This window comes from Peribacillus sp. NPDC058075 (assembly GCF_042885195.1).
GTDB lineage: Bacteria > Bacillota > Bacilli > Bacillales > DSM-1321 > Peribacillus.
The window spans coordinates 927,549-951,845 of the sequence record NZ_JBHVSL010000001.1 but is presented as its reverse complement, the minus strand read 5'-3'; the positions used below and the strand labels follow the sequence as shown (position 1 = coordinate 951,845).

Annotated in this window: 28 protein-coding genes; 9 read left to right on the top strand and 19 right to left on the bottom strand. The window is 40.6% G+C overall.

The window, feature by feature from the left end; genetic code table 11:
• Positions 1-121 precede the first annotated feature (121 nt).
• The 4 genes from ACFVS1_RS04820 to ACFVS1_RS04805 form a co-directional block, all read right to left on the bottom strand.
• Complete coding sequence (locus tag ACFVS1_RS04820; protein ID WP_101222568.1) at positions 122-310, bottom strand: hypothetical protein; 189 nt, start codon at positions 308-310, stop codon at positions 122-124.
• A 75-nt stretch (positions 311-385) separates the two neighbouring features.
• Positions 386-958: a 5-formyltetrahydrofolate cyclo-ligase gene (locus ACFVS1_RS04815; protein ID WP_387545371.1), complete on the bottom strand. Its 573-nt coding sequence runs from the start codon at positions 956-958 to the stop codon at positions 386-388.
• A 155-nt stretch (positions 959-1,113) separates the two neighbouring features.
• The gene (gene rpmG, locus ACFVS1_RS04810) at positions 1,114-1,263 is read right to left on the bottom strand and encodes a 50S ribosomal protein L33 (RefSeq protein ID WP_028391797.1); all 150 of its coding nucleotides are present in this window, start codon (positions 1,261-1,263) and stop codon (positions 1,114-1,116) included.
• 118 nt (positions 1,264-1,381) lie between these two features.
• Positions 1,382-1,990 carry a hypothetical protein gene (locus ACFVS1_RS04805; RefSeq protein ID WP_352919917.1) on the bottom strand — a complete coding sequence of 203 codons (609 nt, stop codon included), beginning with the start codon at positions 1,988-1,990 and terminating at the stop codon, positions 1,382-1,384.
• 424 nt (positions 1,991-2,414) lie between these two features.
• Between ACFVS1_RS04805 and ACFVS1_RS04800 the strand changes: the two genes are divergently transcribed.
• Positions 2,415-2,795, top strand: a complete 381-nt coding sequence (locus ACFVS1_RS04800; RefSeq protein ID WP_387545368.1) for a hypothetical protein — start codon at positions 2,415-2,417, stop codon at positions 2,793-2,795.
• A gap of 2 nt (positions 2,796-2,797) precedes the next feature.
• Positions 2,798-3,250: a hypothetical protein gene (locus ACFVS1_RS04795; RefSeq protein WP_387545366.1), complete on the top strand. Its 453-nt coding sequence runs from the start codon at positions 2,798-2,800 to the stop codon at positions 3,248-3,250.
• A 68-nt stretch (positions 3,251-3,318) separates the two neighbouring features.
• On the opposite strand, the gene phoU is transcribed toward ACFVS1_RS04795, so the two are convergent.
• The 9 genes from phoU to ACFVS1_RS04750 all read right to left on the bottom strand — a co-directional run bounded on the left by phoU (position 3,319) and on the right by ACFVS1_RS04750 (position 13,705).
• Positions 3,319-3,972, bottom strand: coding sequence for a phosphate signaling complex protein PhoU (phoU, locus tag ACFVS1_RS04790; protein WP_352919910.1), 654 nt, complete (start codon positions 3,970-3,972; stop codon positions 3,319-3,321).
• Positions 3,973-3,991: 19 nt separating this feature from the next.
• The gene (gene pstB / locus ACFVS1_RS04785; RefSeq protein ID WP_387545363.1) at positions 3,992-4,822 is read right to left on the bottom strand and encodes a phosphate ABC transporter ATP-binding protein PstB; all 831 of its coding nucleotides are present in this window, start codon (positions 4,820-4,822) and stop codon (positions 3,992-3,994) included.
• A gap of 16 nt (positions 4,823-4,838) precedes the next feature.
• Positions 4,839-5,717: a phosphate ABC transporter permease PstA gene (pstA, locus tag ACFVS1_RS04780; RefSeq protein WP_056528691.1), complete on the bottom strand. Its 879-nt coding sequence runs from the start codon at positions 5,715-5,717 to the stop codon at positions 4,839-4,841.
• Positions 5,718-5,720: 3 nt separating this feature from the next.
• The gene (pstC, locus tag ACFVS1_RS04775; protein ID WP_387545361.1) at positions 5,721-6,659 is read right to left on the bottom strand and encodes a phosphate ABC transporter permease subunit PstC; all 939 of its coding nucleotides are present in this window, start codon (positions 6,657-6,659) and stop codon (positions 5,721-5,723) included.
• A gap of 87 nt (positions 6,660-6,746) precedes the next feature.
• A complete protein-coding gene (locus ACFVS1_RS04770) occupies positions 6,747-7,712 on the bottom strand; it encodes a PstS family phosphate ABC transporter substrate-binding protein (RefSeq protein WP_387545359.1) in 966 nt (321 codons plus the stop codon).
• Between the two features lie 365 nt (positions 7,713-8,077).
• Positions 8,078-10,246 (bottom strand): peptidoglycan D,D-transpeptidase FtsI family protein, encoded by a 2,169-nt coding sequence (locus tag ACFVS1_RS04765; RefSeq protein WP_387545357.1) that lies wholly within the window; start codon positions 10,244-10,246, stop codon positions 8,078-8,080.
• A gap of 193 nt (positions 10,247-10,439) precedes the next feature.
• Positions 10,440-11,660 carry an MFS transporter gene (locus ACFVS1_RS04760; protein ID WP_352919899.1) on the bottom strand — a complete coding sequence of 407 codons (1,221 nt, stop codon included), beginning with the start codon at positions 11,658-11,660 and terminating at the stop codon, positions 10,440-10,442.
• Between the two features lie 807 nt (positions 11,661-12,467).
• Complete coding sequence (gene sodA, locus ACFVS1_RS04755; RefSeq protein ID WP_034308436.1) at positions 12,468-13,076, bottom strand: superoxide dismutase SodA; 609 nt, start codon at positions 13,074-13,076, stop codon at positions 12,468-12,470.
• Positions 13,077-13,219: 143 nt separating this feature from the next.
• Entirely contained in the window at positions 13,220-13,705 is a 486-nt protein-coding gene (locus ACFVS1_RS04750) for a DUF456 domain-containing protein (RefSeq protein WP_387545354.1), read from the bottom strand.
• Between the two features lie 160 nt (positions 13,706-13,865).
• Between ACFVS1_RS04750 and ACFVS1_RS04745 the strand changes: the two genes are divergently transcribed.
• The 4 genes from ACFVS1_RS04745 to ispG all read left to right on the top strand — a co-directional run bounded on the left by ACFVS1_RS04745 (position 13,866) and on the right by ispG (position 16,846).
• Positions 13,866-14,633: a DUF1189 domain-containing protein gene (locus ACFVS1_RS04745; RefSeq protein WP_387545351.1), complete on the top strand. Its 768-nt coding sequence runs from the start codon at positions 13,866-13,868 to the stop codon at positions 14,631-14,633.
• Positions 14,634-14,932: 299 nt separating this feature from the next.
• Positions 14,933-15,076 (top strand): anti-repressor SinI family protein, encoded by a 144-nt coding sequence (locus tag ACFVS1_RS04740; protein WP_336275661.1) that lies wholly within the window; start codon positions 14,933-14,935, stop codon positions 15,074-15,076.
• Between the two features lie 114 nt (positions 15,077-15,190).
• Entirely contained in the window at positions 15,191-15,523 is a 333-nt protein-coding gene (locus ACFVS1_RS04735; protein ID WP_352919887.1) for a hypothetical protein, read from the top strand.
• Between the two features lie 213 nt (positions 15,524-15,736).
• Positions 15,737-16,846: a flavodoxin-dependent (E)-4-hydroxy-3-methylbut-2-enyl-diphosphate synthase gene (gene ispG, locus ACFVS1_RS04730; protein ID WP_241589931.1), complete on the top strand. Its 1,110-nt coding sequence runs from the start codon at positions 15,737-15,739 to the stop codon at positions 16,844-16,846.
• Between the two features lie 104 nt (positions 16,847-16,950).
• Here ispG and ACFVS1_RS04725 read toward each other — a convergent pair whose 3' ends face one another.
• The gene (locus ACFVS1_RS04725) at positions 16,951-17,421 is read right to left on the bottom strand and encodes a DUF308 domain-containing protein (RefSeq protein WP_352919884.1); all 471 of its coding nucleotides are present in this window, start codon (positions 17,419-17,421) and stop codon (positions 16,951-16,953) included.
• A 169-nt stretch (positions 17,422-17,590) separates the two neighbouring features.
• On the opposite strand from ACFVS1_RS04725, the gene ACFVS1_RS04720 reads away from it, so the two are divergent.
• A complete protein-coding gene (locus ACFVS1_RS04720; RefSeq protein ID WP_387545347.1) occupies positions 17,591-18,175 on the top strand; it encodes a 5' nucleotidase, NT5C type in 585 nt (194 codons plus the stop codon).
• Between the two features lie 36 nt (positions 18,176-18,211).
• On the opposite strand, the gene ACFVS1_RS04715 is transcribed toward ACFVS1_RS04720, so the two are convergent.
• Genes ACFVS1_RS04715 through ACFVS1_RS04705 form a run of 3 tightly spaced genes read right to left on the bottom strand, consistent with a single transcriptional unit; the run spans position 18,212 to position 20,272 of the window.
• The gene (locus ACFVS1_RS04715; protein WP_352919878.1) at positions 18,212-18,637 is read right to left on the bottom strand and encodes a Fur family transcriptional regulator; all 426 of its coding nucleotides are present in this window, start codon (positions 18,635-18,637) and stop codon (positions 18,212-18,214) included.
• Between the two features lie 15 nt (positions 18,638-18,652).
• Positions 18,653-19,486, bottom strand: a complete 834-nt coding sequence (locus ACFVS1_RS04710; protein ID WP_241589821.1) for a metal ABC transporter permease — start codon at positions 19,484-19,486, stop codon at positions 18,653-18,655.
• Between the two features lie 21 nt (positions 19,487-19,507).
• Entirely contained in the window at positions 19,508-20,272 is a 765-nt protein-coding gene (locus tag ACFVS1_RS04705; RefSeq protein WP_352919872.1) for a metal ABC transporter ATP-binding protein, read from the bottom strand.
• A gap of 214 nt (positions 20,273-20,486) precedes the next feature.
• On the opposite strand from ACFVS1_RS04705, the gene ACFVS1_RS04700 reads away from it, so the two are divergent.
• The gene (locus ACFVS1_RS04700; RefSeq protein WP_063233031.1) at positions 20,487-20,747 is read left to right on the top strand and encodes a DUF2624 family protein; all 261 of its coding nucleotides are present in this window, start codon (positions 20,487-20,489) and stop codon (positions 20,745-20,747) included.
• A 96-nt stretch (positions 20,748-20,843) separates the two neighbouring features.
• On the opposite strand, the gene ACFVS1_RS04695 is transcribed toward ACFVS1_RS04700, so the two are convergent.
• Positions 20,844-21,740, bottom strand: coding sequence for a deoxyribonuclease IV (locus tag ACFVS1_RS04695; protein ID WP_352919868.1), 897 nt, complete (start codon positions 21,738-21,740; stop codon positions 20,844-20,846).
• Between the two features lie 12 nt (positions 21,741-21,752).
• Positions 21,753-23,066, bottom strand: a complete 1,314-nt coding sequence (locus tag ACFVS1_RS04690) for a DEAD/DEAH box helicase (protein WP_098369785.1) — start codon at positions 23,064-23,066, stop codon at positions 21,753-21,755.
• Positions 23,067-23,583: 517 nt separating this feature from the next.
• On the opposite strand from ACFVS1_RS04690, the gene vrrA reads away from it, so the two are divergent.
• Positions 23,584-24,291: a VrrA/YqfQ family protein gene (gene vrrA / locus ACFVS1_RS04685; RefSeq protein ID WP_387545342.1), complete on the top strand. Its 708-nt coding sequence runs from the start codon at positions 23,584-23,586 to the stop codon at positions 24,289-24,291.
• The last annotated feature ends 6 nt before the right edge of the window (positions 24,292-24,297 follow it).

Below are 24,297 nucleotides of genomic sequence, written 5' to 3'. Positions count from 1 at the left end.
CTGTTTCTTAATTAAAACTATAGACGAAATCATGAAAAAAGTAAAAAAGGAGACTGTTTCCCCGGTCTTTAAAAATAAAAAAGGAACCCTGATAAGGTTCCTTTTTAAGATGCCGGCATTCTCATTTGGTCTGACTGAACATGCTTTGCATCATTTTATCCCTGAACATTGGCATATCCAAGGATTTAGTCACTAGAAATCTTCTTAAAATGCCGTTGGACAAGGCAACATTTATCAGGCGGTACCGGTTTTTGTAACCTGCATAAACAGCTAAACCAACCAAGAAGATTTGAATAATTAATCGAAGCATAACAATCCCTCCTATCAATAGTGTGATACAGGACAGGATTTTTATGAGCTAAAAGTGATAATTAATAAACTTCTTCTAATGTGCATACGTACGTATGACCCTGGAAGGGGTAATGAGTTTGCCTACTGCTATATCATGAACCTCTATCGGGAGCTCATCCATTAATTGAAGCTCGTATGTAAGGGCCAATGTATCTCCTCGGTAATAAGATAGGAAACGGTCATAATAGCCGCCTCCAAAGCCTAGGCGATACCCTTCCTTGGTAAAAGCAAGACCGGGTACGATCAAGGCATCCAACTCCTCTTTCCGAGCCTTGGCTGTTTCTGACACTGGTTCAAGCAACCCGTAATAAACAGACTCCAGCTGATTGAAGGACGAGATTTTCTTGAATTCCATTGTCTTTTTTTCAGGATCACATTTTGGTACTGCCACTTCTTTTCCTTCACTCCATGCTTGTTCGATGATCCGTACCGTTGGAACTTCGGGCGGTACGGAGATGGTGATGCCAATGGTTTTTGCTTTTTTCCATTCCTCCAGTGAAAATAAGTTTTCAGCGATTTGGTTCGATAGTTCCACATGTTCCTCTTTAGTCAGCATCATTAAACGGGACCTAACTTCTTGGCGGAGCTTTTTTTTGTTTTCTTTCATCTCTTCCGACTCCTTTAATCTACTTCTATCATTATCTCATAATATTTGTTCAATTACGAAAATACGGTGTCGGAAATCCCCGAATCATTAAAGGAAAGAGAGGAAGAAGGGTTTAAAAAAATACATAAAAAAAACAACAGGAAAAATCCTGTTGCTTACTTTGTTTCACGGTGAGTCGTGCTGCGTTTTTCTCTTGAGCAGTATTTTTTAAGCTCAAGACGGTCTGGATTGTTACGTTTATTTTTTTTAGAAATATAGTTACGGTCTCCACATTCAGTGCAAGCTAATGTAATATTTACGCGCATTGTGTATTTCCCTCCAAACATATTGACTTTTTCACATAGGACTTTTCTATAATAGCATTATTCGATGCGAATTGCTAGTATGTTTTTTGGGAAATCCAACTTTAACTTTTTTGAATTCCTAAATGTTTACGTTTTGCATCGTCAGGAGGAGCTGATTGTTTATGACTTTCGCTTCCTCTTTCGTTTCAGCATGAATGACCCAGGCCACAGCTTCCACACATTCCTTCGGCAAGATTTCAGTCTCTAGCGTAAACACGCTGGTAACTTCCCCTTTGGCGAGCGGTGAAAAAGCCAAGAGCCCCTCTTTCAATGATTTGAAGCATCCCTCTTGATAAAGGCTTCCCTTACCTTGAATGCAATATTGGGAAATGCTTTTTCCTTTCACCAATCCACCCAATAAGGCAATCGATTGAGGGGCTACATGTAAAATCGCCCGTTCATTCGGGCTGTAAAAAGCCACCGCCTCTCTTTCGAAAGCGTTTTCATAGTGAAAAAACACTTTTGGGCGCTTAGTCTCGAATGAGGTATTTCTAATCGTGAACTTCGAAAATGTCACCTGCCCTTGGGTATATGTTTGTGAAAGCGTCCGGATCTCTCCATTTGGATGACTCATCATATCTTCCTCAGGATACCAATCAAAACTCTCATCCATCCATAACCCGACTTTTAATCCCTTACGAAATATATCCGGGTTATCTTGCGGCATATACGCGAATAGCGAATTCATATTATCATCCCTTCCCTTCTTTATCCTTATATAGCTTATCGTTAGGCGCTGACAGTGAGATTATCCACTTTAGGAACTGCACACCATTTTCTTCTAGTTTCACTGATTTTTAACTATTCAAAATATTTCGTTTTTTCGATTTATTCTATCTTTATGTTAGCACTGAATTGGCTGATGGACAATAAACACATTTTGTCGAATTTTATGTAGGTTATCTCTTAAAGGTTTTTTTCCCATTTTAATGCCTGATTTTTTTTATTCAACGACGGTCATATAGCTTTTCGACAATATTTGAAAAAAAACAGACAATAATTGAAGTTTACTGCCCACTTCGAAAAATATAAAAATATGAAAATCTCCATTTTTTTTAAAATATGTGTAAAATATAAATATATTGTCGAAAATTAGCTTCTGAGGTGAAAACATGGAAACACTTATCATCCTTCTTTTTTCATTAGCGATCGTCCTTCTCATCATTTCCTTTTTCGGTAAAGATAAAGTTGCCAAATTAGAGGAAGATTTGGAGCAGTTGACACTAACGTATATGCAGGATATCTACCAATTAAAGAAGAAGGTGAAGATTCTTGAAGAGGAATTCGTTATCCAGGACGAACCTGTTCCCCCTGTAAAGGTTAAATCAACTGTCAAATCCAATGATAGCGAACCCATTCATGAAATTCTGAAAAGTCAGGTTCTATCTTTATATAGTCAAGGTCTTCCTTTGGACCAGATCGCCAGACAATCCTCGTTAACGAAGGAACAAACCATTGCAGTGATCGAGCAGCAAAGATTGCGGGGCGAATGAGAATGAACAAAGCGAGACTGCAAGGTCTTTCCGCCGGTATCATTATTACAACAACACTCTTTGCTGGCTTTTATTATGGCACCGGATTATTCGAAGGCACCACTCCCACTGCGGATGAAGCTAAGGAATTGCTCGTGAAGAAAGGATACGTCGTGACACATCCTATGGAGAAAGCTAAAAAGACCGTCCAGCCAAAGGATCCGGATATGGATTCAATGGAGAAAGGGACTTCAAAAAAAGTTCCCTCCATCGTCACCTATACAATTAAAGTGAAAACGAATATGACCACAGCCGAAATTGCCGATAGCCTTGCCAAGGAAAAAATCATCGATGATGCTGCTGAATTTGAAGCTTACATGAATGACCGTGATTTCTCAAAAAAAATACAAATCGACGAGTTTGTTGTTACGAATAATATGACATATAGACAATTGGCCAATACTTTGACCCATTAAAGAATAAGAGAGACTTTTAAATGGACGATGTCCGAGAAAAAGCCTCTCTTTTTTAAATTAGGAAGGGTTCATTCATTCCTGCCAATATATCTCCCTCTTACCAGAAAATAAATGTTTTCAGCTATATTCGTTGTATGGTCAGCCGTTCTTTCTAAATAACGGGCTATTAAAGAAAGTTGTGTGATCTGCTGAAGGTTTTTTTCATCTGAAAGTCGAAGGAGACTTCGAATCATCTCTCCATAAAAGCGATCGACCTCATCATCCATTTCAATGATTTCTCTTGAAAGAACAACATCTTCCTTCTCGAATGCATCTATCGAAAGTTCAATCATCTTTAATGTAATATCATGCATCTGCTTTAATGGTGTTAATGGCAGAATAAATGGCTGGTCACCGATTCGGATGGCTGATTTAGCGATATTCACGCCAAAGTCCGCCATCCTTTCAATATCTGAAGCTATTTTTATGGCAGCAATGATACGCCTTAAATCAATCGCAACCGGCTGCTGCTTAGCAATCAGCAAAATTGCAAAGTCATTAATTTCCTCTTCTAGTAAATCAGCTATTGTATCATCATCAATAACTTCAAGAGCCTCTTCAAAATTCTTGTTTTCCAGTGCGGTAAATGATTTTGATATCGCACCTGAAGCTAAATTAGCCAACTTCACTATTTTCTCTTGCAATTCTTTTAATTGAAGCTCAAAATTTTCACGAACAACCATTGTCGCATCTCCTTTTCATTCAGCCAAAACGTCCGGTAATATAATCTTCTGTTCTCTTATCATTCGGGTTCGAGAAGATGGTGTTAGTGTCGGAATACTCGATGACTTCCCCATTTAAGAAGAAGGCCGTTTTATCAGAGATACGAGCTGCCTGCTGCATATTATGAGTAACGATGATGATACTGAAATCTTTTTTTAGCTCTTGGACTAATTCTTCTATTTTCAAAGTGGAAATAGGATCAAGAGCAGAAGTTGGTTCATCCATTAAAATGACATCTGGTTCAATCGCCAGACAACGAGCGATACAAAGGCGCTGTTGCTGTCCACCAGAAAGTCCATACGCATTTTCATGCAGACGGTCTTTCACTTCATCCCAAATGGCTGCCCCTTTTAAACTCTTTTCTACGATTTGGTCTAGAATCTTTTTATTTTTGATACCGTGGATTTTTGGTCCGTATACAACATTTTCATAAATTGATTTAGGGAAGGGATTAGGTTTTTGGAAAACCATACCAACCTGTGTCCTTAAATCTTCTACTTTGTAAGACTGATCTAGAATATTGCGGTTCCTATATTTTATCTGCCCAGTCGTTTTAACATCTGGGACTAGCTCAATCATCCGGTTTAACGTTTTGATGTAGGTAGATTTTCCACATCCTGAAGGCCCGATAATGGCGGTCACTTCATTTTGATACATATCTAAGTTAATATTTTTTAAAGCATGGTTTTCACCGTACCATAAATTGAGATCTGACGTTTCATACACCGTTTCTTTTAAAACGGAATCTGCATTTGCATTTTCTATTCCAACTGTTGGAGCCTTTTTGGGTCCCGTTAATGTCATATTCATTCTTTCCTTCCTCCAATCAGTATCTTTTCTGGAATTTGTTACGGATTATGACAGCTATCGAATTCATTAAAATTAACAGAGCAAGTAAAACGATGATACCTGCAGCCGCAACCTGCTGAAATTCTTCCTGTGGCCGGGATGTCCAGTTATAGATTTGCATCGGTAGCACCGTAAATGTATCCATGACCGATTGCGGTAAAAAGGCGATGAACAACGGGATACCAACCACCACTAATGGTGCCGTTTCCCCAATCGCCCGGGATAAAGCGAGTATTCCACCTGTCAAAATACCAGGTATCGCAGCTGGAAGAACCACTTTCAAAATCGTCTGCCATTTTGTTGCACCCATTCCATAAGAAGCTTCCCTTAAATCACGCGGTACAGATCGTATGGCTTCCTGAGCTGCAACAATGATGACTGGCAAGACGAGTAGACTCATCGTCAAACCTGCTGCCAACACGGAGCGATCCAAGGCTAGAGCCCTAACGAAAACCGTCAAACCGAGCAATCCAAATACAATTGACGGAACACCTGCCAGGTTTGAAATATTCAACTTTATAAAAGATGTGATCCAATTCTTTCGTGCATATTCCTCTAAATAAATCGCCGTTCCCACACCGAGAAGAAGGGAAACTGGGGTAACGACGGCCATTAACCATATCGAACCGATTAGAGCTGCCTTTACACCAGCCTCTTCCGGTCTCCTAGAAGCGAAATTCTGGAAGAAATCAAAATTTAAATGACCAATTCCTTGAGTCAATATCCGATAAAATAAGATGGCCAATACCAGAAGGCCAAATAAGGTTGCTAAGAAGAATAAGCCTTTACATATCGAGTTAACCGCCAGCCGAGTGGGCATTTTTTTTACAACATGATTTTTGTTTATCAGTTTCATGTTTTAATATTCCTCCCTGAACTTGCGGGAGATGAACTGCGCCAATAAATTCATAATAAGCGTAAAGACGAACAGTGTCATTCCAACCGCATATATGCTGTAGTAAATCGTTGTCCCATACCCTGCGTCTCCAGTACTCACCTGTACGATATAGGCAGTCATCGTTTGAATAGAATTTGTGACGTCCATACTCATACTTGGAGTCGATCCACCTGCGACACTTACGATCATGGTCTCTCCAATTGCTCTGGATAAAGCCAGGACAATTGAAGCAACGATACCGGACATGGCCGCTGGCAATACCACTTTAATCGTCGTTTCCAGCTTTGTAGCACCTAGAGCATACGCACCTTCACGAATCGATTTCGGTACTGAGACAAGTGCATCTTCCGATAAAGAGGCAATCATCGGCATGATCATGATTCCTACAACGATCCCAGGACTTAAAGCATTGAACATGTCAAGGGAAGGGAATATATCCCGCAATACTGGCGTTACAAAGGTTAAGGCAAAGAAGCCGTAAACGATAGTAGGGATTCCAGCTAAAACTTCTAAAATCGGCTTGATGATTCTCCGTGTTTTCTCAGATGCATATTCACTCAAGAAAATGGCGGTTGCAAGACCTATCGGAACTGCAACTATCGCCGCTATTACCGTTACCTTTAATGTTCCAACAACAAGTGGCATAACCCCAAAGGAAGGCGTGGATGCAAAGGGTAACCATTTATGTCCTGTTAAAAACTCCACGATGGACACTTTCTCAAAAAATATAAATGTTTCAAAAATCAACGTAAGGACTATCCCAATGGTTATAAATACTGAAATCACTGCTGTAAGGAACAACAGCTTAGGAATGATTTTCTCTATATTCCATCTTTTTTTGCTTTTCTTTTCTAGAATCAATCGCTGTACAGAATAGGCATCTGTTTGTTTCGGTTCCAACATGTATCCTCCATTCAGACACGCAATATTAAGGGGCTACCCAATCCCTCTATTTATAAGAAGAGATTGGGCAGCCTGTTAATTAGATTATTTTTTTAGTTCTTTCAATTTTTCAAGATCCTTCTTATACTCTTCTTCAGGTAAGCTGACGTAGCCTACTTCTTCAGAAAGCTCTCCAGCATTTTCAATGACGAATTGAGTATAATCAGCCACTTGTTCCTTTTCAGCTACACTTTTATTGGATACATATGTGTAAAGAGGACGAGACAGTGGTGCATACTCTCCGCTTTTAATCGTTTCATGGGTAGGCTCGACAGCACCCTTACCATTATCGATGGATACAACTTTTAATTTATCCTTATTTTCTGCATAGTAAGCAAATCCGAAGAAACCAATCGCATTTTTGTCACCTTCGACCCCTTGTACAAGAACGTTATCATCTTCAGAAAGAGTTGCATTTTCGACCATTGGTTTTTCCTCTAAAATAACTTCGTTGAAATAATCGTATGTGCCAGAATCAGTTCCCGGAGAGTAAAATTTAATTTCTTCCTTCGGCCATTCCGGACGTATATCAGACCATTTCTTCACTGAGCCATTGTCAACCCAAAGCTTTTTTAGTTCGTCAACTGTCATTTTATCGATGAACTCATTATCTTTATTGACAACGACAGAAATACCATCAAACGCAAGTTTCATTTCTGTATACTTAACTCCCTTTTCATCAAGTAACGCACTTTCTTCGTCTTTGACTGGTCGGGACGCATTACTTAGATCCGTTTCACCAGCGATGAATTTTTTAAATCCGCCACCTGTTCCCGATGATCCTACAGATACTTTAACATCAGGTTGTTCTGCCATATATTCTTCAGCAACTGCCTCCATGATTGGAAACACAGTCGATGAACCATCCATAATCACTTCGCCCTTGAGTTGATCTGAAGCCGTTTCATTTCCTTTACCGCTGTTTGAAGTATCATTAGATCCACATCCAGCTGCCACTGCGATTACTCCACCCATTACTGCAGTCATTGCCATAAATTTGAAACGTCTCATTTGTATATCCCCCTAAGAATTTTGTATGAATATTTTGTCCTACTATCACATCATACTTTCAGACTGTAAATTCCGTTTAAAGCAATTGTAAATGTTCAGTAAATAATTGTTTATATATTGTAAAGGTAGTCAGAAAGTAATTAACAACAGTATCTCACACTTTAATCACTCCCTTATTTTGTGCCAAGTGGCTGTTTACATGAGCGGAAAATTACTCCAACTCCAACTGAAGTGATTATAAGTCTTTTTCATAAGGGGAAAGTGCAGGGGTCGAGGCATACTGATAGCATGACACCACTGAGCAATTTTACTTTATGACAAAAAAACACGTTTTCGGTTTTACCCAAAAACGTGTTTTTAACCTTTTATTCATTTTCCTGGCTTTTTCTAACTTCAGCTTGGTCCTTTTGAACGTCTTTACCATTCTCCACTCTCAAATCAGTCGAGGTTTCGGTATTTTCCTTCTTAGCCCGTTCTTTTTTCAGTTCGAAATAAGTATCCATGATTTCTTCACCTATTTCTTTACTCATGCTGTGACCCGTATGTCCTTGATATGCCCATGGCACAACGACCGCAAAAGCGACTTCAGGATTTTTAGCTGGGGCATAGCCAACAAGCGTGATGTTCATCGTTTCTTGGGGCTTGCTATAATTCGTCCGGTTCGGCCCGTCATAGAATGCTTCCGCCGTCCCTGTTTTAGCTGCCACTGTATACGATTTTTTCCCAAAATAGGTATAAGCCGTTCCGCCTTGTTCCATCGCAACTTTCTCGAACCCGCTCTGAACACGTTCAATCCATTCTTCCTTCATATCAAGACGATTAAGGACAGTCGGTGAAACGTCTTCGGCAACAGGTCCCAATTCCTCATTATTATCAACCGGATCGCGGATTTCCTTAACCATATGCGGTTTCATCCGGTTACCGCCATTAGCAATCGCTGAAGCATATTGCACGAGCTGCATTGGTGTGTACGTATCATACTGTCCGATAGCAAGGTCAAGCAGCTTACCTGGAGATACTTCGGAACCTTTGAACCCGCTCATTTCATTAGGAAGATCAATTCCCGTGCGGACACCCAAGCCAAACTGGGCAAATGAATTACGCATGGTCGAAAACGCGCTTGAACTAATATTCAAAGGTTCATTCGGCACATAATGCGCACCTGCAATATTAATTGCCGTTCTGAACATATAAACGTTCGAAGATACTTTCAATGCGGTCAAATCATTTATGTTCCCGAAGTCACTATATGAACCTTTGGGCGGTGTACCTTTGATTCTCAACTTCGTATCGTAAAAGTACGTACCAGGCTGGATCGCACCTTGCTGATAACCGGTTAAAACCGTAGCACCTTTAACCGCAGAACCCATCGTATAGGAAGTCGTGATATTTCCTAATGCAAAGTCTTCGATGGAGGATTTCCCCGTTTTTGGGTCCTTCTCATATTTCTTACCAGCCATCGTCAATACTTCCCCTGTATCGGGATCCATCATGACGACAAAGGCCCTGTCCAAGAATTTGGTGTTACCCATTTTTTTCTTGGCAATTAATTGCTTTTCAATGATTTCCTCAGTTGCAAGCTGTAAATCCATATCAACTGTCAATATAAGATCTTTTCCTCGAGAACCTTCGGTAATCACTTCTGAATCGACGACGTTACCAGATTTATCGGTCACATTCCTTACTTTCGCTTTCTGCCCTTGGAGGATATCTTCGTATTGCGCCTCAATATAACTCTTACCTACACGGTCATTCCGACTGTAATCACGTGCGAGGTAGTAGTTCAAGCTTTCACTAGGCAACCCTTCTTCAGATGAGGAAACTTTACCCAATACAGATTTAAGTGTTTTATTATATGTATAAAAACGATCCCAATCTGTAGAAATATCGACCCCTGGGAGCGAATCAAGGTTTTCACTCACCTTGGCGAATTCTTCTTTTGTTACTTTCTTGTTTTTCACAATTTGCGGGGTAAGGGCATATCCGCTTGCAAATTCCCTATAGATGGCAAGAACTTCAAGATCCTTTTCCGAAAGCTTTGTTTCTTCTTCAGTAATCCGATCAATCTGAAGCTTATACAAATCACTTTCTTCCATATCGCCCTCTTCCACTTTTTTCCGCTCTTTATCGGTAATCTTTTTCTCGGCCAGCTTTGGATTCTTCAAAATCCAAAAATCCTTTTTATCGCGTTCAGTCACTTTGTCTGTTTCCTTTTCGATCAACTTCGCGAGTTTCTCAGCCGTTTCCACCATTTCTGTTTGTTTCGTACCTTGCTTTCGTGTATATGTAATTGCATCCAGTGGTTGGTTATCGACCATCAGTTTCAAATTACGGTCATACATTTTCCCACGGGGCACCGAATTATTCACGGTCACTTCCTCTGTTCTTTCAATCTCACGCCGGTAATCATCGCCATAAACAATCTGTACAACACCCAAGCGTAAAATTAAAGCGGAAAACAAAACAAACACTAAAAAGAAAAGAATATTCAATCTGAAAGGCACATGCGTCTTTTTCTTTTTCTTTTTATTCACACTAAGCCACACATCCTTTTTACATAGTCATAATAGATCCTATACTATTCTATAGAACATTTATATTTTTTTCTACCTTAGTGTTCTAGAAATATTAAACATCTATTGAACTTTACATAAAAAGTGACTTACGGCTCATAAATCCTAAAACCGTAGGTCCTGTATTGGAAAAGAGGCCTCTAAGGCCTCTTTTTCAATCTTGGTCAATGAACTCGATTTTCCGTACAAACCAATATATCACAGTATGCCCTGCCCCGACGATTAACAGATAGATCGGCAGTACTTCCTTTAGGTCGAATAACATGACCGAAAGTATGAATCCTGATATCGATACAATCCTTCCAATATGAACGAATAGTTCCCGAACTACGATATATTCAATCCTCATTTCCGCTGCTTTCCAAGCCCGGCCTATAATGTCATACGTCAACGATATATAAGGGACCAAAAGAATAGGATAAGCGGTAGCGACAATTGCCCCATAAATGAGAAGCTTCCCGAATGTGATATCAAATGCAATCAATAAGACCCCTGCATACAACAGGATTCCTCCAATAAGAATGGCATTTTTCCGCATCGGCTGTTTAATATATCGTGAAGCGAAAAAATACGCAACGAATGAAATGGCAGAATTTAATAGACCATAGCTCCCTAAGGCAAGTTCACTATCCGTTTGAATGAAAACGTTAATCGAAATGATGAACATGAAGGTGCCCTCTCGTATCCCTTGAAAAAAGTGAGCACGTGTGATCAAGAGCCAATTCCGATTATTTTTCCGTTCCTGCAATATCCGAAGGAAGCAGTACCTGCCATGAGCCGGACGTCTTTTTAGCGAAAAGCTAAGAAACACCGCAATGGAAAACAATAGCAAAGATAATCCGAATACAATGGAATATCCCGTGAATTTCTCAAGCCTCGAAATGATGAACCCTGAAAGAATCGGACCGACCATTCCCCCAAGGGATGACAAAATCCCTAAAAAACCATTAAAGAAATCCCTTGTTTCCGGTTCAGTTATCTCAAAAGTCAAGACATTATAGGCAAGCCAATAAAACCCATAACCGATTCCTAACAGTCCACCAAGCAACCAAAGAAAATCCGTTGCCCGTGTACCGACCAATAGGACTGATAAATAAAATAGAGCCAAAAAGATAACACCCAGACGCAAAACAATGATTCGATCCACTTTTTTCGCCAGCCTGCCAGCAAAGACAAAAGTAAGCGGTTGAAAAAGCACCACGGTTAGATTATATACGGCAATATCAACAATTTGACCGGATTGTTTCCACAAGTACACATTAACGAATGTATTGGATAAAGCAATACTTAGGCTGTACAGCCCTCCAATAAACAAAAGGAGGTGCAGATCCTTCTTTCCCCCCGCTTCACCCAACCATCTCTCTAAAATACCCATTGTTTTAACTCTCCTTTAAATTCCACTCTAGTGTTTGAAAAAACAAAAGAATTTATGTAAAAAAAGGTAAAGAAAACTCTTCGAATGGCGAAGACAGAGAAGTAGTTGCCCTTACACTGTTTTCCTTAAAAGCACTTCCTTTTAATTCAAGAACAGTGTAAAGAAAACTCTTCGAATGGCGAAGACAGAAAAGTAGTTGCCCTTACACTGTTTTCCTTAATAGACTTTCCCATTACTGAAACAGTGTAAAGAAAACTCTTTGATTGACGAGCCAGGATGGCGAAGACAGAAAAGTAGTTGCCCTTACACTGTTTTCCTTAAAAGCACTTCCTTTTAATTCAAGAACAGTGTAAAGAAAACTCTTTGATTGGCGAGCCAGGATGGCGATGGCAGAAAAGTAGTTGCCCTTACACTGTTTTCCTTTTGAATTTGAAAAAGAACAGTGTAAAGAAAACTCTTTGATTGGCGAAGACGAAGGGGATGTTCATGAATTTGGAGTGTTTACTCGTGAGTTTTGAGCTTTTTAGCGTGAATTTTCAGCTTTTACTCATAAGATTTAGGATTTTACTTGTGAGTTTCGAGATTTCACTCAGGAATTGGAGTGTTTACTCGTAAATTTGTGCGTTACTCGTGAATTTCGGACCTTTACTCGTGAGTTTTGAGCTTTTACTCGTGAATTTGAAGAGTTTACTCGTGAATTTGAAGAGTTTACTCGTGAATTTGTGCGTTGTTCCGTTCGGATTAAAGAAACAAAAAAAAGACAGGATTCCTTTTCACAAAAGGAATCCTGTCTTTTTTAATTACCAATTATTTTGCAGCGCTGTAACGTTTTGCAACCTCATCCCAGTTTACAACATTCCAGAAAGAATTGATGTATTCAGGACGACGGTTTTGGTAGTTTAGGTAGTATGCATGTTCCCAAACGTCCAATCCAAGAAGCGGTGTTTTACCTTCTGATAATGGATTGTCTTGGTTTGGTGTACTTGTTACTTCCAACTCACCATTGTTGACTGCAAGCCAAGCCCAGCCAGATCCAAAACGAGTAGTAGCCGCTTTAGCGAACTCTTCTTTAAAGCTGTCAAAGCTTCCGAATTTTGAAGTGATAGCATCTGCTAATTCACCTGTCGGTTGTCCGCCGCCGTTAGGTGAAAGGATTTCCCAGAATAAAGTGTGGTTAGCATGTCCGCCACCATTGTTACGTACAGCTGTACGAACAGCTTCAGGTACTGCGTCAAGGTTAGCGACGATTTCTTCAACGCTTTTGCTTAGAAGTTCTTGGTTACCTTCTAGGGCATTGTTCAAGTTTGTCACATATGTGTTGTGATGTTTAGTGTGGTGAATGTTCATTGTTTCTTTGTCGATGTGTGGTTCTAATGCATCATATGCATACGGTAATTGCGGAAGTTCAAAAGCCATAATAAAATTCCTCCCTATGTAAGCTGTTTTTTTTGAGGGCTTCAGTTCTCGAAAGATCCTAAAGCTCGCTAGAAATAGAGTATCAAATTTTTGTAACCGTTTCAAACCTTATGCCTCATTTTTTCATTTTTCGATTATATTTCCTATGAGAATACCACGAATAGAAAATATCCAATCATAAGAAATTGGATGATGCCTTTTGTGATGACGCTGCTTATAAAGCCTACAACGGAACCAAGGCCGATTTTCGAAGCAGTAACCGGGTCTTTTTTATGTACTAGGATTTCTGCCAGGAATGCCCCAATGAATGGTCCTAGTAATATTCCGAGGAACGGAATCACGAATGGCCCGACCAGAAGGCCGATCGTACTGCCCCAAATTCCCGCTTTCGTGCCTCCATACTTTTTGACCCCGACCATGTTCGCAATATAATCAGCTGCGAATAAAAGGATGACGAATAAAATTTGGACCGTCCAGAAAAACCAGCCAAATGGTTCAAAAGAATAAAAAAATCCATAGAGCAATATTCCGGCGAAAATGAATAAAACACTTGGGATGATTGGAAAAATCAGACCGACAAACCCCATTATGAACATGAGGGTAATTATTATCCAAAATAGTGTATCCATTACTAAACGCCTCTTTCTCATTTGATATATTTTGACTTTATCTCTCCATAATTACCTCATTACTGATGGTTGAAACCAATGAAGCGGAATACAGGTTGTTTTATTTTTCCCATATAGTTAAAATTGGTTAGGAATCTTATATAGTTAGGTGCTGAAAACATTGAACATATTCAAACAACTATGGGTAAGCTTGTATTCTCCTAAAGATATCGCTTCCTTTAAAAACCAAGGTATCGGGAAAACGATTTTATTCGTTTTCTTTATAAGTCTCATCGCCTTTCTCCCATCAGCTTTTTATTTCGGGACAATGATAGTTGACGGGATAGATGCCATGCACGAAACAGTATCCGAAGACTTACCGGCATTTGAAATCAAAAATGGCACGTTGACAACTGAACAAGATGAGCCATTTAGCCTGAATAAAAACGGATATCAAATTTTTGTAGATGGCACGGGAGCCATGACCCCGGAAGAAGTAGCCGAAAAAGCTGATGAAGCTGTCGCGCTTTTAAAGTCTGATCTGGTTTTCGTATCCGGAGGCAACGTTCAATCGTCTCCTTATTCCGTTCTGGAGGGAGATAATCAGGAAATATCCACTTGGCTTGATTCAGTTGAATCTGTGCTGCCTATCATCCTTCCATTGCTTCTACTTATATTATACCTGTTTACTGCTAGCGGAATCTTCATTAAAGTGACAATCCTTGCCGCTTTCGGTCTTTTTTTCAAAAATGCTCTTGGCCGTCCTCTATCCTATAGACATCTATGGAGAATCGGTGCTTACAGCATAACGCTTGCCACCGTATTTTTCACCATCATGGATGCTTTTCAAGCAATGGTACCGTTCGCTTCCATCATTAGCTGGTTTGTGACCTTGATGATGTTATATTTATCCATTAAAGAAACATCAGCCAATAAGATCGGAAATTGACATTAATAAGATTGGACTCAGACTGTAGGCAAACGCGATGAGAATCGGTTTGCCTACAGTCTTTTAAGGCTTTGTAAAATTCAAACGTTGATTGAAACCAGGGCGGTCTTTGCGCCTGGGGTGTCTCCTCTCGCACACCTGTTCAATCAGCTTGTTTAACATTTAGATAGAACCCCATATGTTGGTAATCCATGCCTTTGCAGCATATGACTACAGTCATCATTTTTTTATATCTACTTAATTCGACAAAATACTCACTAAGTTATTCCTATACTTATGGTTGAAATAGTATTTAAGAGGTGATAGACGTGAAGGAGAGTCATATTGATGTACAGTGGTTATTACTCATAATGGAGGCAAAAAAGAGTGGTCTGACTCCAAAGGAAATTCGCTCCTTTCTTAACACTCATTCAAATAATAATGATGTTACTCAATTGAAATAGAAAAATTTGAATGGCCACTCTCACATTTCATTTGAAAAATCGCCCATTTTTAGGCATATTTTTTGCCCCCTCCAAGTATAGATGAAGTAAAGACAAGCTTGGGAGGATGGAAAATTGAAACGGCTACTGCTTTTTATCTCATTCTGTTTCACTTTATTTATTATTTATTTTGATTTGACTACAGGTACCCTGCCGGCTTCCCATCCACCGGCCTCAACAGGCGAACCGGCGGTCCCGGCCAGCCAGCCTGCATCCGCACCAACTGCCGCTTATAAAGAAATTACCATAAAACCGGGTGATACTTTACTTTCCATCGTCGAAACGGAAAAAGGCGGATCCAATCAGCCAATCGAAACGATCATCACTGACTTTCAAAGTTTGAATGAAGGATTGAAGCCCGAGGATATGCAAATTGGCAAAACATATAAGATTCCCGTTTACAAATAACCCCCAAAATAGGAATCTGCCCCTTCACAAGAACCATTAAGGGGATTTCCCAGCACTTAGTTTATCCAAAATCAGGAAATTCCTCATGATGAAAAAACATTATGCGTCCTATTTCCTTGTCAAGCGGTATGTACATTGATACAATATTTCAGAGAAACAAATTAAAAATCAAAACTGATTTTTTCCTAAAGGAGAGAATTCCACTTGAGTGAAATCATACATCGCACCAAGACGCGGCCAATTAAAGTCGGAAACTTAACGATTGGCGGCAATAATGAAGTTATTGTACAAAGCATGACAACGACAAAAACACATGATGTTGAAGCAACGGTTGCAGAGATCCTTCGCCTTGAAGAAGCTGGATGTCAAATCGTACGTGTCGCCTGCCCGGATGAAAGGGCAGCTGATGCAATCTCTGAGATAAAAAAACGGATAAACATCCCTCTTGTAGTCGATATTCATTTCGATTATAAACTTGCTCTTAAGGCAATCGAGGGCGGAGCTGATAAAATCAGGATAAATCCTGGTAACATCGGTCGCCGTGAAAAGGTTGAAGCAGTGGTGAAAGCTGCGAAGGCTAAAGGAATACCAATTCGCATCGGGGTCAATGCTGGTTCTCTAGAGAAGAAAATCATCGAGAAATATGGCTTCCCGACTGCTGATGGAATGGTAGAAAGTGCTTTACACCATATCAAGATCCTGGAAGATCTAGATTTTCATGACATTATCGTTTCCATGAAGGCTTCCGATGTGAATTTAGCCATCGAGGCATATGAAAAAGCTTCAAAAGCATTCGATTATCCCCTACATCTTGGGATCACGGAATCGGGCACACTGTTTTCAGGAACCGTAAAAAGCGCTGCCGGACTAGGTGCCATCCTAAGTCAGGGCATCGGAAGCACGATGCGTGTTTCCTTAAGTGCCGATCCCGTCGAAGAGGTGAAGGTGGCAAGGGAGCTTCTAAAAGTATTTGGCCTTGCTTCCAACATGGCCACTTTAATTTCCTGTCCTACTTGCGGTCGAATCGAGATTGATTTGATTTCCATCGCCAATGAGGTTGAAGAGTACATCCAGACGGTTAAAGCGCCAATCAAGGTATCAGTGCTTGGTTGTGCGGTAAACGGCCCTGGGGAAGCCCGTGAGGCTGATATCGGCATTGCCGGGGCACGTGGTGAAGGTTTACTGTTTAGAAAAGGTCAAATTGTTCGTAAAGTGCCTGAAGAAACGATGGTCGAGGAACTTAAAAAGGAAATTGACAAAATCGCGGAAGAGTACTATGAAAAACAAAGAGCCGAAGCTGCTGCAGCTTTACTAAATAAATAAAACAAAAAAAATCCCGGATTTTCATTATCGGGATTTTTTGTTTTATTCCATTTAAAAAACCCTTTGATGCATTTTGGAAAATGACATCAAAGGGTTTAATGATGTTAAAAGAACGGCAGGATGAATATGCCAACGATGATGGAGATTGCACCAATGACGATGGCCCAAGTACCCAAGTTCGATCCCCGGCTTCTGGCGACTATCCCTACAATGATACCCACAATCCCTAAAATGAAAGGCATCATGAATAAAGATAAAATGGAGATGATCAAAGCTATGACACCAATCGCTTTCCCTCTCGATGCCACATCCCCAGAACCATTATCCTCTGCAGGCCCATCATTTTTATATGACCTGATTCGCTGAGGCGGTGTTGAAATTTCTGCAGACGTTTCTTCCTGATACCGGTTATCCATATTGGTTATGGTCCCACGACTTTCATATCGTCTGTCATCTTCAGGTGTATCTTCATTATAATACCGCTCATGATGCTGATCATCCACAACGGTTGGTTCACTGCCCTCTTTCGCCAATTGCATTTCATCGTCAATACTGGAGTATTGATCTTTTTCCATTCGTGCATCCCTCACTTTCATTTGTGAAGCATTTATAGTGTATGTAAAAAATCGCGGAACCCATCGTGAAAATGGTTTCATGTCTTGGAAATAAATACGGGTATTTTCCAAAGCTATGTTGGGATATGTTACACTATTACAAGTATTGAATATGAGGGAGAGATTCATCATGAAAAAACGTTTTGGCATCGATATAGACGGGACTGTTACAAGACCTGATTCCATGGTCCCCTTTTTAAATAAAGCTTTTCAGCTTAATTTATCTTATGAAGACATTACCGAATATGACTTATTCCCCTTCGTGAATGTTCCAAAAGAGGATTTCACTAAATGGTTCATTGAGAGCGAGCCACTCATCTATTCAGAATCATTATTGGCTGAAGGTGCGAAAGATGTATTGGAAAAATGGACAGAACAAGCCAACCTTTATTTCATCAGTGCCAGAAGCAATCGTTTATTGGATGTAACCAAAAATTGGTTCACGTCGAATGAAGTCCTATATGATCATATTGAGCTTGTAGGGTCACACGATAAAGTGGCTGCAGCCAAAAAATTCGAAGTCGATCTCTTTTTAGAGGACAAGCACGATAATGCAGTGGCGATTTCGGAAGAGTGTAAAATACCTGTGATTTTATTTAATACTCCTTACAACCAAGATCCCGTGCCTGAAAGGGTGATTCGGGTCAACAATTGGCAAGAAGCCTCTGCCTGGGTGAATATTTGGATGGCAGGGCAACCGGCAACCATAAAATGAAACAAGAAAAAACCATTGACTGGAGGTCAATGGTTTTTATGCTTCCAAAGATACGCTGCATGCGGGACAGCGTCCGTAAATTTCAAATTTATGTCCCGAAACATCGTAGTCCTTCAAGCTTTCCTGAAGTTCCTGCATCGGGCACACTTCGATTTCCTTCGTTTTTCCACAATTCAAACAGATAAAGTGGTGATGGTGGAAGGAATGACCGCATGTAAAACGAAAACGCTTTTCCCCTTCCAACTCGGTCGCTTCAAAGATGCCCAGTTCGACAAATAAGGAAAGATTTCTGTAAATCGTATCGAAGCTTAAACCTGGATAATCCTGTTTCATATTTTCCAATACATCTTTGGCCGTTAAATATTTATCACTGGAAGAGAAAAGCTGAAGCATTTCTTCCCTCTTTCCTGTATGCTTAAAACCTTTATCTTTTAATAATTGCATGGCAGTCGTTACGTTCATAATACATCACCCCATCTATCGATTTTTCCACTTATCAAACAAAATTGACAAGATGAGAATTAGTACAGCTATTACTACAATGGTCCCGCCAGGAGCGAGATCAAGGTTGTATGATAAGAATAATCCGCCTATGACGGAAACTTCACCGAATAATACCGAATAACCAATCATCTGCTTAAAACCTTTCGCAAAGCGGAGACTGGCAGCTACCGGGAGAGTCATGAGCGAAGAAACAAGTAATATGCCAATGATTTTCATGGAAGCGGCAATGACCAATGCGACCATGACGATAAAAATAAAATGAATCGCTTTATAAGGTATTCCAGACGCTTTCGCATGCTCTTCATCAAAAGATAACAGAAATAATTCTTTATACAACAGGGTGAGCATCAAGGCTACGACTATCCCCACTGCCAAAATGACATACAAGTCCGCCCGACTGACGGCACTGACACTTCCAAATAAATAACCATATAAATCGGTATTGAAACCATCTGCAATGGATATGAAAATGACACTAAGACCCATGCCGCCTGACATTATGATCGGGATTGCAAGCTCTTGATAATGCTTGTACACCCCTCTTAATTTTTCAATGAATAATGAACCACCTACAGAAAATGCCATTCCTATATAAAGCGGATTCAATCCTGCTAAAGATAGAAAGCTCTTCTGCAGCAATAAACTACACGCTATTCCAGCAAGCGCCACATGACTGAGCGCATCGGAAATCATCGACATCCGCCTTACCACGACAAAAACGCCCACTAATGGCGCAATCGCTCCGATGATGATCCCGGTCAAGAAAGCGTTCTGCAAAAATTCAAATTGCAATATCCCCGATATCATTGGGCTATCCTCCAAAACATATTAATGATCATGATTTAAAAATTGGACTCCATGTCCATAAATGGACGAGAGCTCACCTTCATCCAACTCATTATATTCACAGGCATCCCCGTGAAAATGAAGCTTTTTATTTAAACAGGCTACATGTGTGACTTTATCGGTCACAGTACCAACATCATGGGTTACTAAAATCAGGGTTATTCCTAATTTTTCATTCAACATCTCAAGCATTTCATAAAATTGGTGGACGTGTTTTGAATCAACGCCAACCGTAGGCTCATCCAATATCATCAGTTCCGGTTCGCTGACCAGTGAACGGGCTATGAACACCCGCTGCTGTTGGCCTCCGGACAATTCCCCGATATTGCGGTTCTGATATTCAAGCATATCCACGGATTCCAGAGCCTTCTTCACCTTTTGCTTATCCTCTTTGCCTGCAAACTTAAACAAGCCGATTTTTTTGGTCAACCCGCTCTGAACTACTTCAAAAACTGTGGCAGGAAACCCAGAGTTGAAGGAGTTCGCCTTTTGGGATACGAAACCGACCTTTTGCCAATCTTTAAACCGTCGTATGTCATCCCCGAATATTTCAATCTTTCCTTTTTGGAGCTTGAACAGACCAAGCAGCAACTTCAAAAGCGTCGACTTACCGGATCCATTCGGCCCAACGATTGCTAAGAAGGCCCCTCTAGGAATTTCAAGCGAAACATGTTCCAGCACTAGATCTTTTGTATATTTGTAAGATATATCTTCAAATTTAACTATGGGGTTTACTACATTATCCAAAGAGATCACCTTTTTTTTAAGAATCATTACGATTAACAATCGTTAGTATAAATCAAAGAAGGCCAGATGTAAAGAATCCGGTCCTCTGAACAAGTGCCGGTACGCCCAGAACCACAAAAAAATGTGAGCTGAACCAAACTTCCTGTAATCAAACAAAGTTTCATGTTCACATACGTCTTCCTCCTTCATATGTTTTAACAAAGGAGGAGATCGTTTGAAATTATTTGAAATGATGGTCAATCATAAAATCAACAGTATTCGCCCCGATGAACTGCTTTCACTTGCTAAACAGCATAAGGTTGCACTCACTCAAAAACAAGCACAGGATATCACTGCACTTCTAGCAGGTAAAAATATTAACATTTTTGATATACGTCAAAGACAGAACGTGCTTGGTCAAATTACAAAAGTTGCCGGAGCAAGCACAGCCAGGGAAATAGAATCCCTCTTCAACAACCTTACTTCCACTTTTTAAAGAACTTAAGCCAGCTTCAGTCTTTATTTGAGCATACTTAATTCAATTGCAAATGAAAGGACGATTCATCTTTTTCGATGAATCGTCCTATTATGATTATTGTTGAGATCTGATCTTATCCAATAAATCTTCATCAAATTGATTATTCTTGAACATATCAATTTCAAATTTATATGGTGCCTTTTTGTCTTTTTTGTCTTCCCCTACATAAGGTGTTTCCAGGATTTTCGGAACACTGCTTAATTGCGGATGATGGACAATAGCATTCAACGCCTTAAAACCAATATGACCAAATCCAATGTTTTCATGCCGGTCCTTGCGGGTGCCGCATTCGTTTTTGCTATCGTTTATGTGAAGGACCTTGATGCGGTCAACACCGACCAATTTATCAAATTCATTCAGTACGCCATCAAAATCCTCGATGATATTATATCCGGCATCGTGAGTATGACAAGTATCGAAGCAAACCGATAATTTTTCATTATGGGTTACACCATCAATGATCATCGCCAGCTCCTCGAAAGACCTGCCACATTCAGAACCTTTACCCGCCATCGTTTCAAGGGCAATCTGAACTTTATCGTCGGCAGTCAGCACTTCATTCAAACCTTCGATGATTCTCTTGATTCCCAGTTCACTGCCTGCACCAACATGCGCACCTGGATGAAGTACGATTTGCCTGGCGCCAATCGCTTCGGTCCGATCGATTTCGCTGCGTAAAAAGTTGACTCCAAGCTCATATGTGGCTGGATTCGTGGTATTTCCTATATTAATGATATACGGAGCATGGACTACGATATCGCTGATTCCATTCTCCTCCATATGCAGTCTTCCGGCTTCGATATTTAAATCCTCGATTTTTTTACGTCTCGTGTTTTGAGGGGCCCCTGTATAGATCATGAATGTGTTGGAGCCATACGAAGCCGCTTCTTGACTCGCAGCAAGAAGCATACCTTTCCCGCTCATTGAAACATGCGATCCAATCTTCAGCATCTGATTTCTCCCCTATTTCTTTCTCTGTATACGACGTTCGCGTTTTTTAAAGTTTTCCACATCACGTTGAATTTTCTTCTTGTATCCAGGCTTGACTTTAGTTGGCTTCTTGACGTGCCTGCTCGCTTTAACATCGATATCAGATTTTTGTTTTTTTCGGTTTTTCCGTTTATTACGTTCGTCGATATCAACCCAATCACCATTTTGGATATCGGCATCCCGGAACTGAATGCCCATTTTTTCAAGACGGTTCAATGAATCTTCATCAGAAGTATCGTAAATGGTAGTGGCAATGCCTGAATATCCGGCACGAGCCGTCCTACCCGTCCTATGGATATAAAAATCCAAATCTGAAGGCAATTCATAGTTAATGATATGACTTACACCCTCAATATCGATTCCACGGGAAGCGAGATCTGTCGCAACGATGAATTGATATTCCAAATCATTGATTTGCTTCATCATTTTTTTACGCTCACGAGGCGTTAAATCCCCATGAATACGACCGACATTCAATCCTTTTTCGCTCAAAGAATTAGCCACATGATCCGCCATTTTCTTTGTGTTCGTGAAAACAATCGCCAAATATGGATTATAACGAACGATGATATCATGAAGTAACTGCTCTTTGTTACGGTGACGAAGCGGTATAAGAACATGTTCAATTTTCGAAGCGGTCGCCTGCTTGGGATTCACTTGAACATACTTTGGATTCTCCATATATTTATTCAAAAACGGCTTCAATTTTTCTGGGATCGTTGCCGAAAAGACAAGCATTTGTATCTTTTCAGCCATACGTGATGCAAATAAATCGACATCTTCAATGAATCCCATGTCTAGCATAAGGTCCGCTTCATCGACTACAAGCATTTTAGCTGTATACACCTGTAATGCCTGAGCTTCAACCAAGTCCTTGATCCGGCCCGGCGTACCGATTACCAATTGCGGCTGTGTCTTCAATTTATCTATCATTCGCTGTTTATCAGTACCACCGATGAAACAACGGACTTGAATCTGCTCATCCTCAGGGAAATGGTCAGCAATTTTCAAAGCTTCTTTGTAGATTTGGTTCGCTAACTCACGGGTTGGTGCGGAAATAATCGCTTGAACTTCATTCTTACCGGCATCAAGCCTGTTCATGATCGGCAGCAAATAGGAATGTGTCTTTCCTGTTCCTGTCTGCGACTGTCCAATTAAGCTACTTCCCTTTAAAAGCGACGGAAGCACGCGTTCTTGAATTTCCGTCGGCTTATCGAACCCTAAAGTACGAACCGCATCTAGAATGTAGCTTTTCAAATTAAATCGTTCAAATTGATTTTGTTTCATCAAAAAACTCCTTTATCCTGTCAGTCATTAGACATGTCCTGTTATTATAATAAATTTCACACAAAAAGCGCAAGCGCCTGGGCTGCTCATGAAGAAAATAAGGATTGACCCATAAGGCGCTTTTTGCCTTATGAGGGCGATCCTCTTTTTCACAACGAGCTAGGCGCTGAAACTGGATTACACAAAAAGCGCAAGCGCCTGGGCTGCTCGTGAAGAAAATAGGGATTGACCCATAATGGGGCAGGCCATCTACTTTTTCAATGTGACCCATTACTTTACAATAGCGCAAGCGCTGAGGTTAGTTCTCTTAAAATGGACTCTTGCAAACGAAAAGCCCCTGTCCTGGTCATAGCGTATCCCCCGCAGACATGGAGCTAAAAGACTACCGTTACCATCTTACCTTCTTTCTGGTTACTTCACAACTGCCCAGTCACTCTTTCCTCAAACCTTTTTTGTCGAGTTGCATAATTTATATAGAAGATTACACCAGCATATAATATCTGAGGAGGTGAAACCTATGTTCCCAAATAGAAATCGTCAACCCGGACCCGGTTTTCAGCCACCACCAAATGGCCGAAGGATGCAGCAGCACCCTGCACCATTCAGACAGTCACCGCAAATCCCCCACCCTTATCAGCAGATGCAGCGGCCGATGGTACAAAACGGACGGCAAGTGCCACAGGGACCTCAAGGTTACCGCGGCCCTTTCAACCAGCCGCAGCGGCAGGAGATGCGGCCAGCAAAGAAAGAAGGGTTATTGTCAAAAATACTCGGTAAGTCGAAACAAAAAGCAGCTTCGCCAAATTTATTTGCGCCAGCCGCTTCCTCTAACCAAAGTTCTTCAAGAAGCAGCGGATCTTCAAGAAGCAGCGGAGGCGGTATCTTAGAAACATTAAAAAACCCCGAGTCCCTTAATAACATGCTTTCCAACACGCAAAAAGTGTTACAAGCGGCGGAACAATTCACGCCTATGGTGGAACAGTACGGACCAGTGATTAAAAACCTTCCTTCCATGTGGAAAGTTTTCCGGAGCATTTCATCAGCCGGTGATAACGAGGATCAGGGAGCTTCCGTTGAAAGCGAGCCAAATGTTGAGGCACAAAAAAACATTGAGGTAAAAACGGATTCGAAGAAAAAAGAAGAAGCTAATGAGGCTAACCCCATAGCCCAAGTCCGTACCGAAACCAAAAGGGAAAGGTCATCCGGTCCGAAGCTCTATATATAAAGGCTT

What these genes read in the sequence shown, in the direction of transcription:
- ACFVS1_RS04820 (WP_101222568.1), bottom strand. Translation starts at nt 310, where the DNA reads ATGCTTCGATTAATTATTCAAATCTTCTTGGTTGGTTTAGCTGTTTAT.
- ACFVS1_RS04815 (WP_387545371.1), bottom strand. Translation starts at nt 958, where the DNA reads ATGAAAGAAAACAAAAAAAAGCTCCGCCAAGAAGTTAGGTCCCGTTTA.
- rpmG (WP_028391797.1), bottom strand. Translation starts at nt 1,263, where the DNA reads ATGCGCGTAAATATTACATTAGCTTGCACTGAATGTGGAGACCGTAAC.
- ACFVS1_RS04805 (WP_352919917.1), bottom strand. Translation starts at nt 1,990, where the DNA reads ATGAATTCGCTATTCGCGTATATGCCGCAAGATAACCCGGATATATTT.
- ACFVS1_RS04800 (WP_387545368.1), top strand. Translation starts at nt 2,415, where the DNA reads ATGGAAACACTTATCATCCTTCTTTTTTCATTAGCGATCGTCCTTCTC.
- ACFVS1_RS04795 (WP_387545366.1), top strand. Translation starts at nt 2,798, where the DNA reads ATGAACAAAGCGAGACTGCAAGGTCTTTCCGCCGGTATCATTATTACA.
- phoU (WP_352919910.1), bottom strand. Translation starts at nt 3,972, where the DNA reads ATGGTTGTTCGTGAAAATTTTGAGCTTCAATTAAAAGAATTGCAAGAG.
- pstB (WP_387545363.1), bottom strand. Translation starts at nt 4,822, where the DNA reads ATGAATATGACATTAACGGGACCCAAAAAGGCTCCAACAGTTGGAATA.
- pstA (WP_056528691.1), bottom strand. Translation starts at nt 5,717, where the DNA reads ATGAAACTGATAAACAAAAATCATGTTGTAAAAAAAATGCCCACTCGG.
- ACFVS1_RS04770 (WP_387545359.1), bottom strand. Translation starts at nt 7,712, where the DNA reads ATGAGACGTTTCAAATTTATGGCAATGACTGCAGTAATGGGTGGAGTA.
- ACFVS1_RS04760 (WP_352919899.1), bottom strand. Translation starts at nt 11,660, where the DNA reads ATGGGTATTTTAGAGAGATGGTTGGGTGAAGCGGGGGGAAAGAAGGAT.
- sodA (WP_034308436.1), bottom strand. Translation starts at nt 13,076, where the DNA reads ATGGCTTTTGAACTTCCGCAATTACCGTATGCATATGATGCATTAGAA.
- ACFVS1_RS04750 (WP_387545354.1), bottom strand. Translation starts at nt 13,705, where the DNA reads ATGGATACACTATTTTGGATAATAATTACCCTCATGTTCATAATGGGG.
- ACFVS1_RS04725 (WP_352919884.1), bottom strand. Translation starts at nt 17,421, where the DNA reads ATGGAAAAAGATCAATACTCCAGTATTGACGATGAAATGCAATTGGCG.
- ACFVS1_RS04720 (WP_387545347.1), top strand. Translation starts at nt 17,591, where the DNA reads ATGAAAAAACGTTTTGGCATCGATATAGACGGGACTGTTACAAGACCT.
- ACFVS1_RS04715 (WP_352919878.1), bottom strand. Translation starts at nt 18,637, where the DNA reads ATGAACGTAACGACTGCCATGCAATTATTAAAAGATAAAGGTTTTAAG.
- ACFVS1_RS04710 (WP_241589821.1), bottom strand. Translation starts at nt 19,486, where the DNA reads ATGATATCGGGGATATTGCAATTTGAATTTTTGCAGAACGCTTTCTTG.
- ACFVS1_RS04695 (WP_352919868.1), bottom strand. Translation starts at nt 21,740, where the DNA reads ATGCTGAAGATTGGATCGCATGTTTCAATGAGCGGGAAAGGTATGCTT.
- ACFVS1_RS04690 (WP_098369785.1), bottom strand. Translation starts at nt 23,066, where the DNA reads ATGAAACAAAATCAATTTGAACGATTTAATTTGAAAAGCTACATTCTA.
- vrrA (WP_387545342.1), top strand. Translation starts at nt 23,584, where the DNA reads ATGTTCCCAAATAGAAATCGTCAACCCGGACCCGGTTTTCAGCCACCA.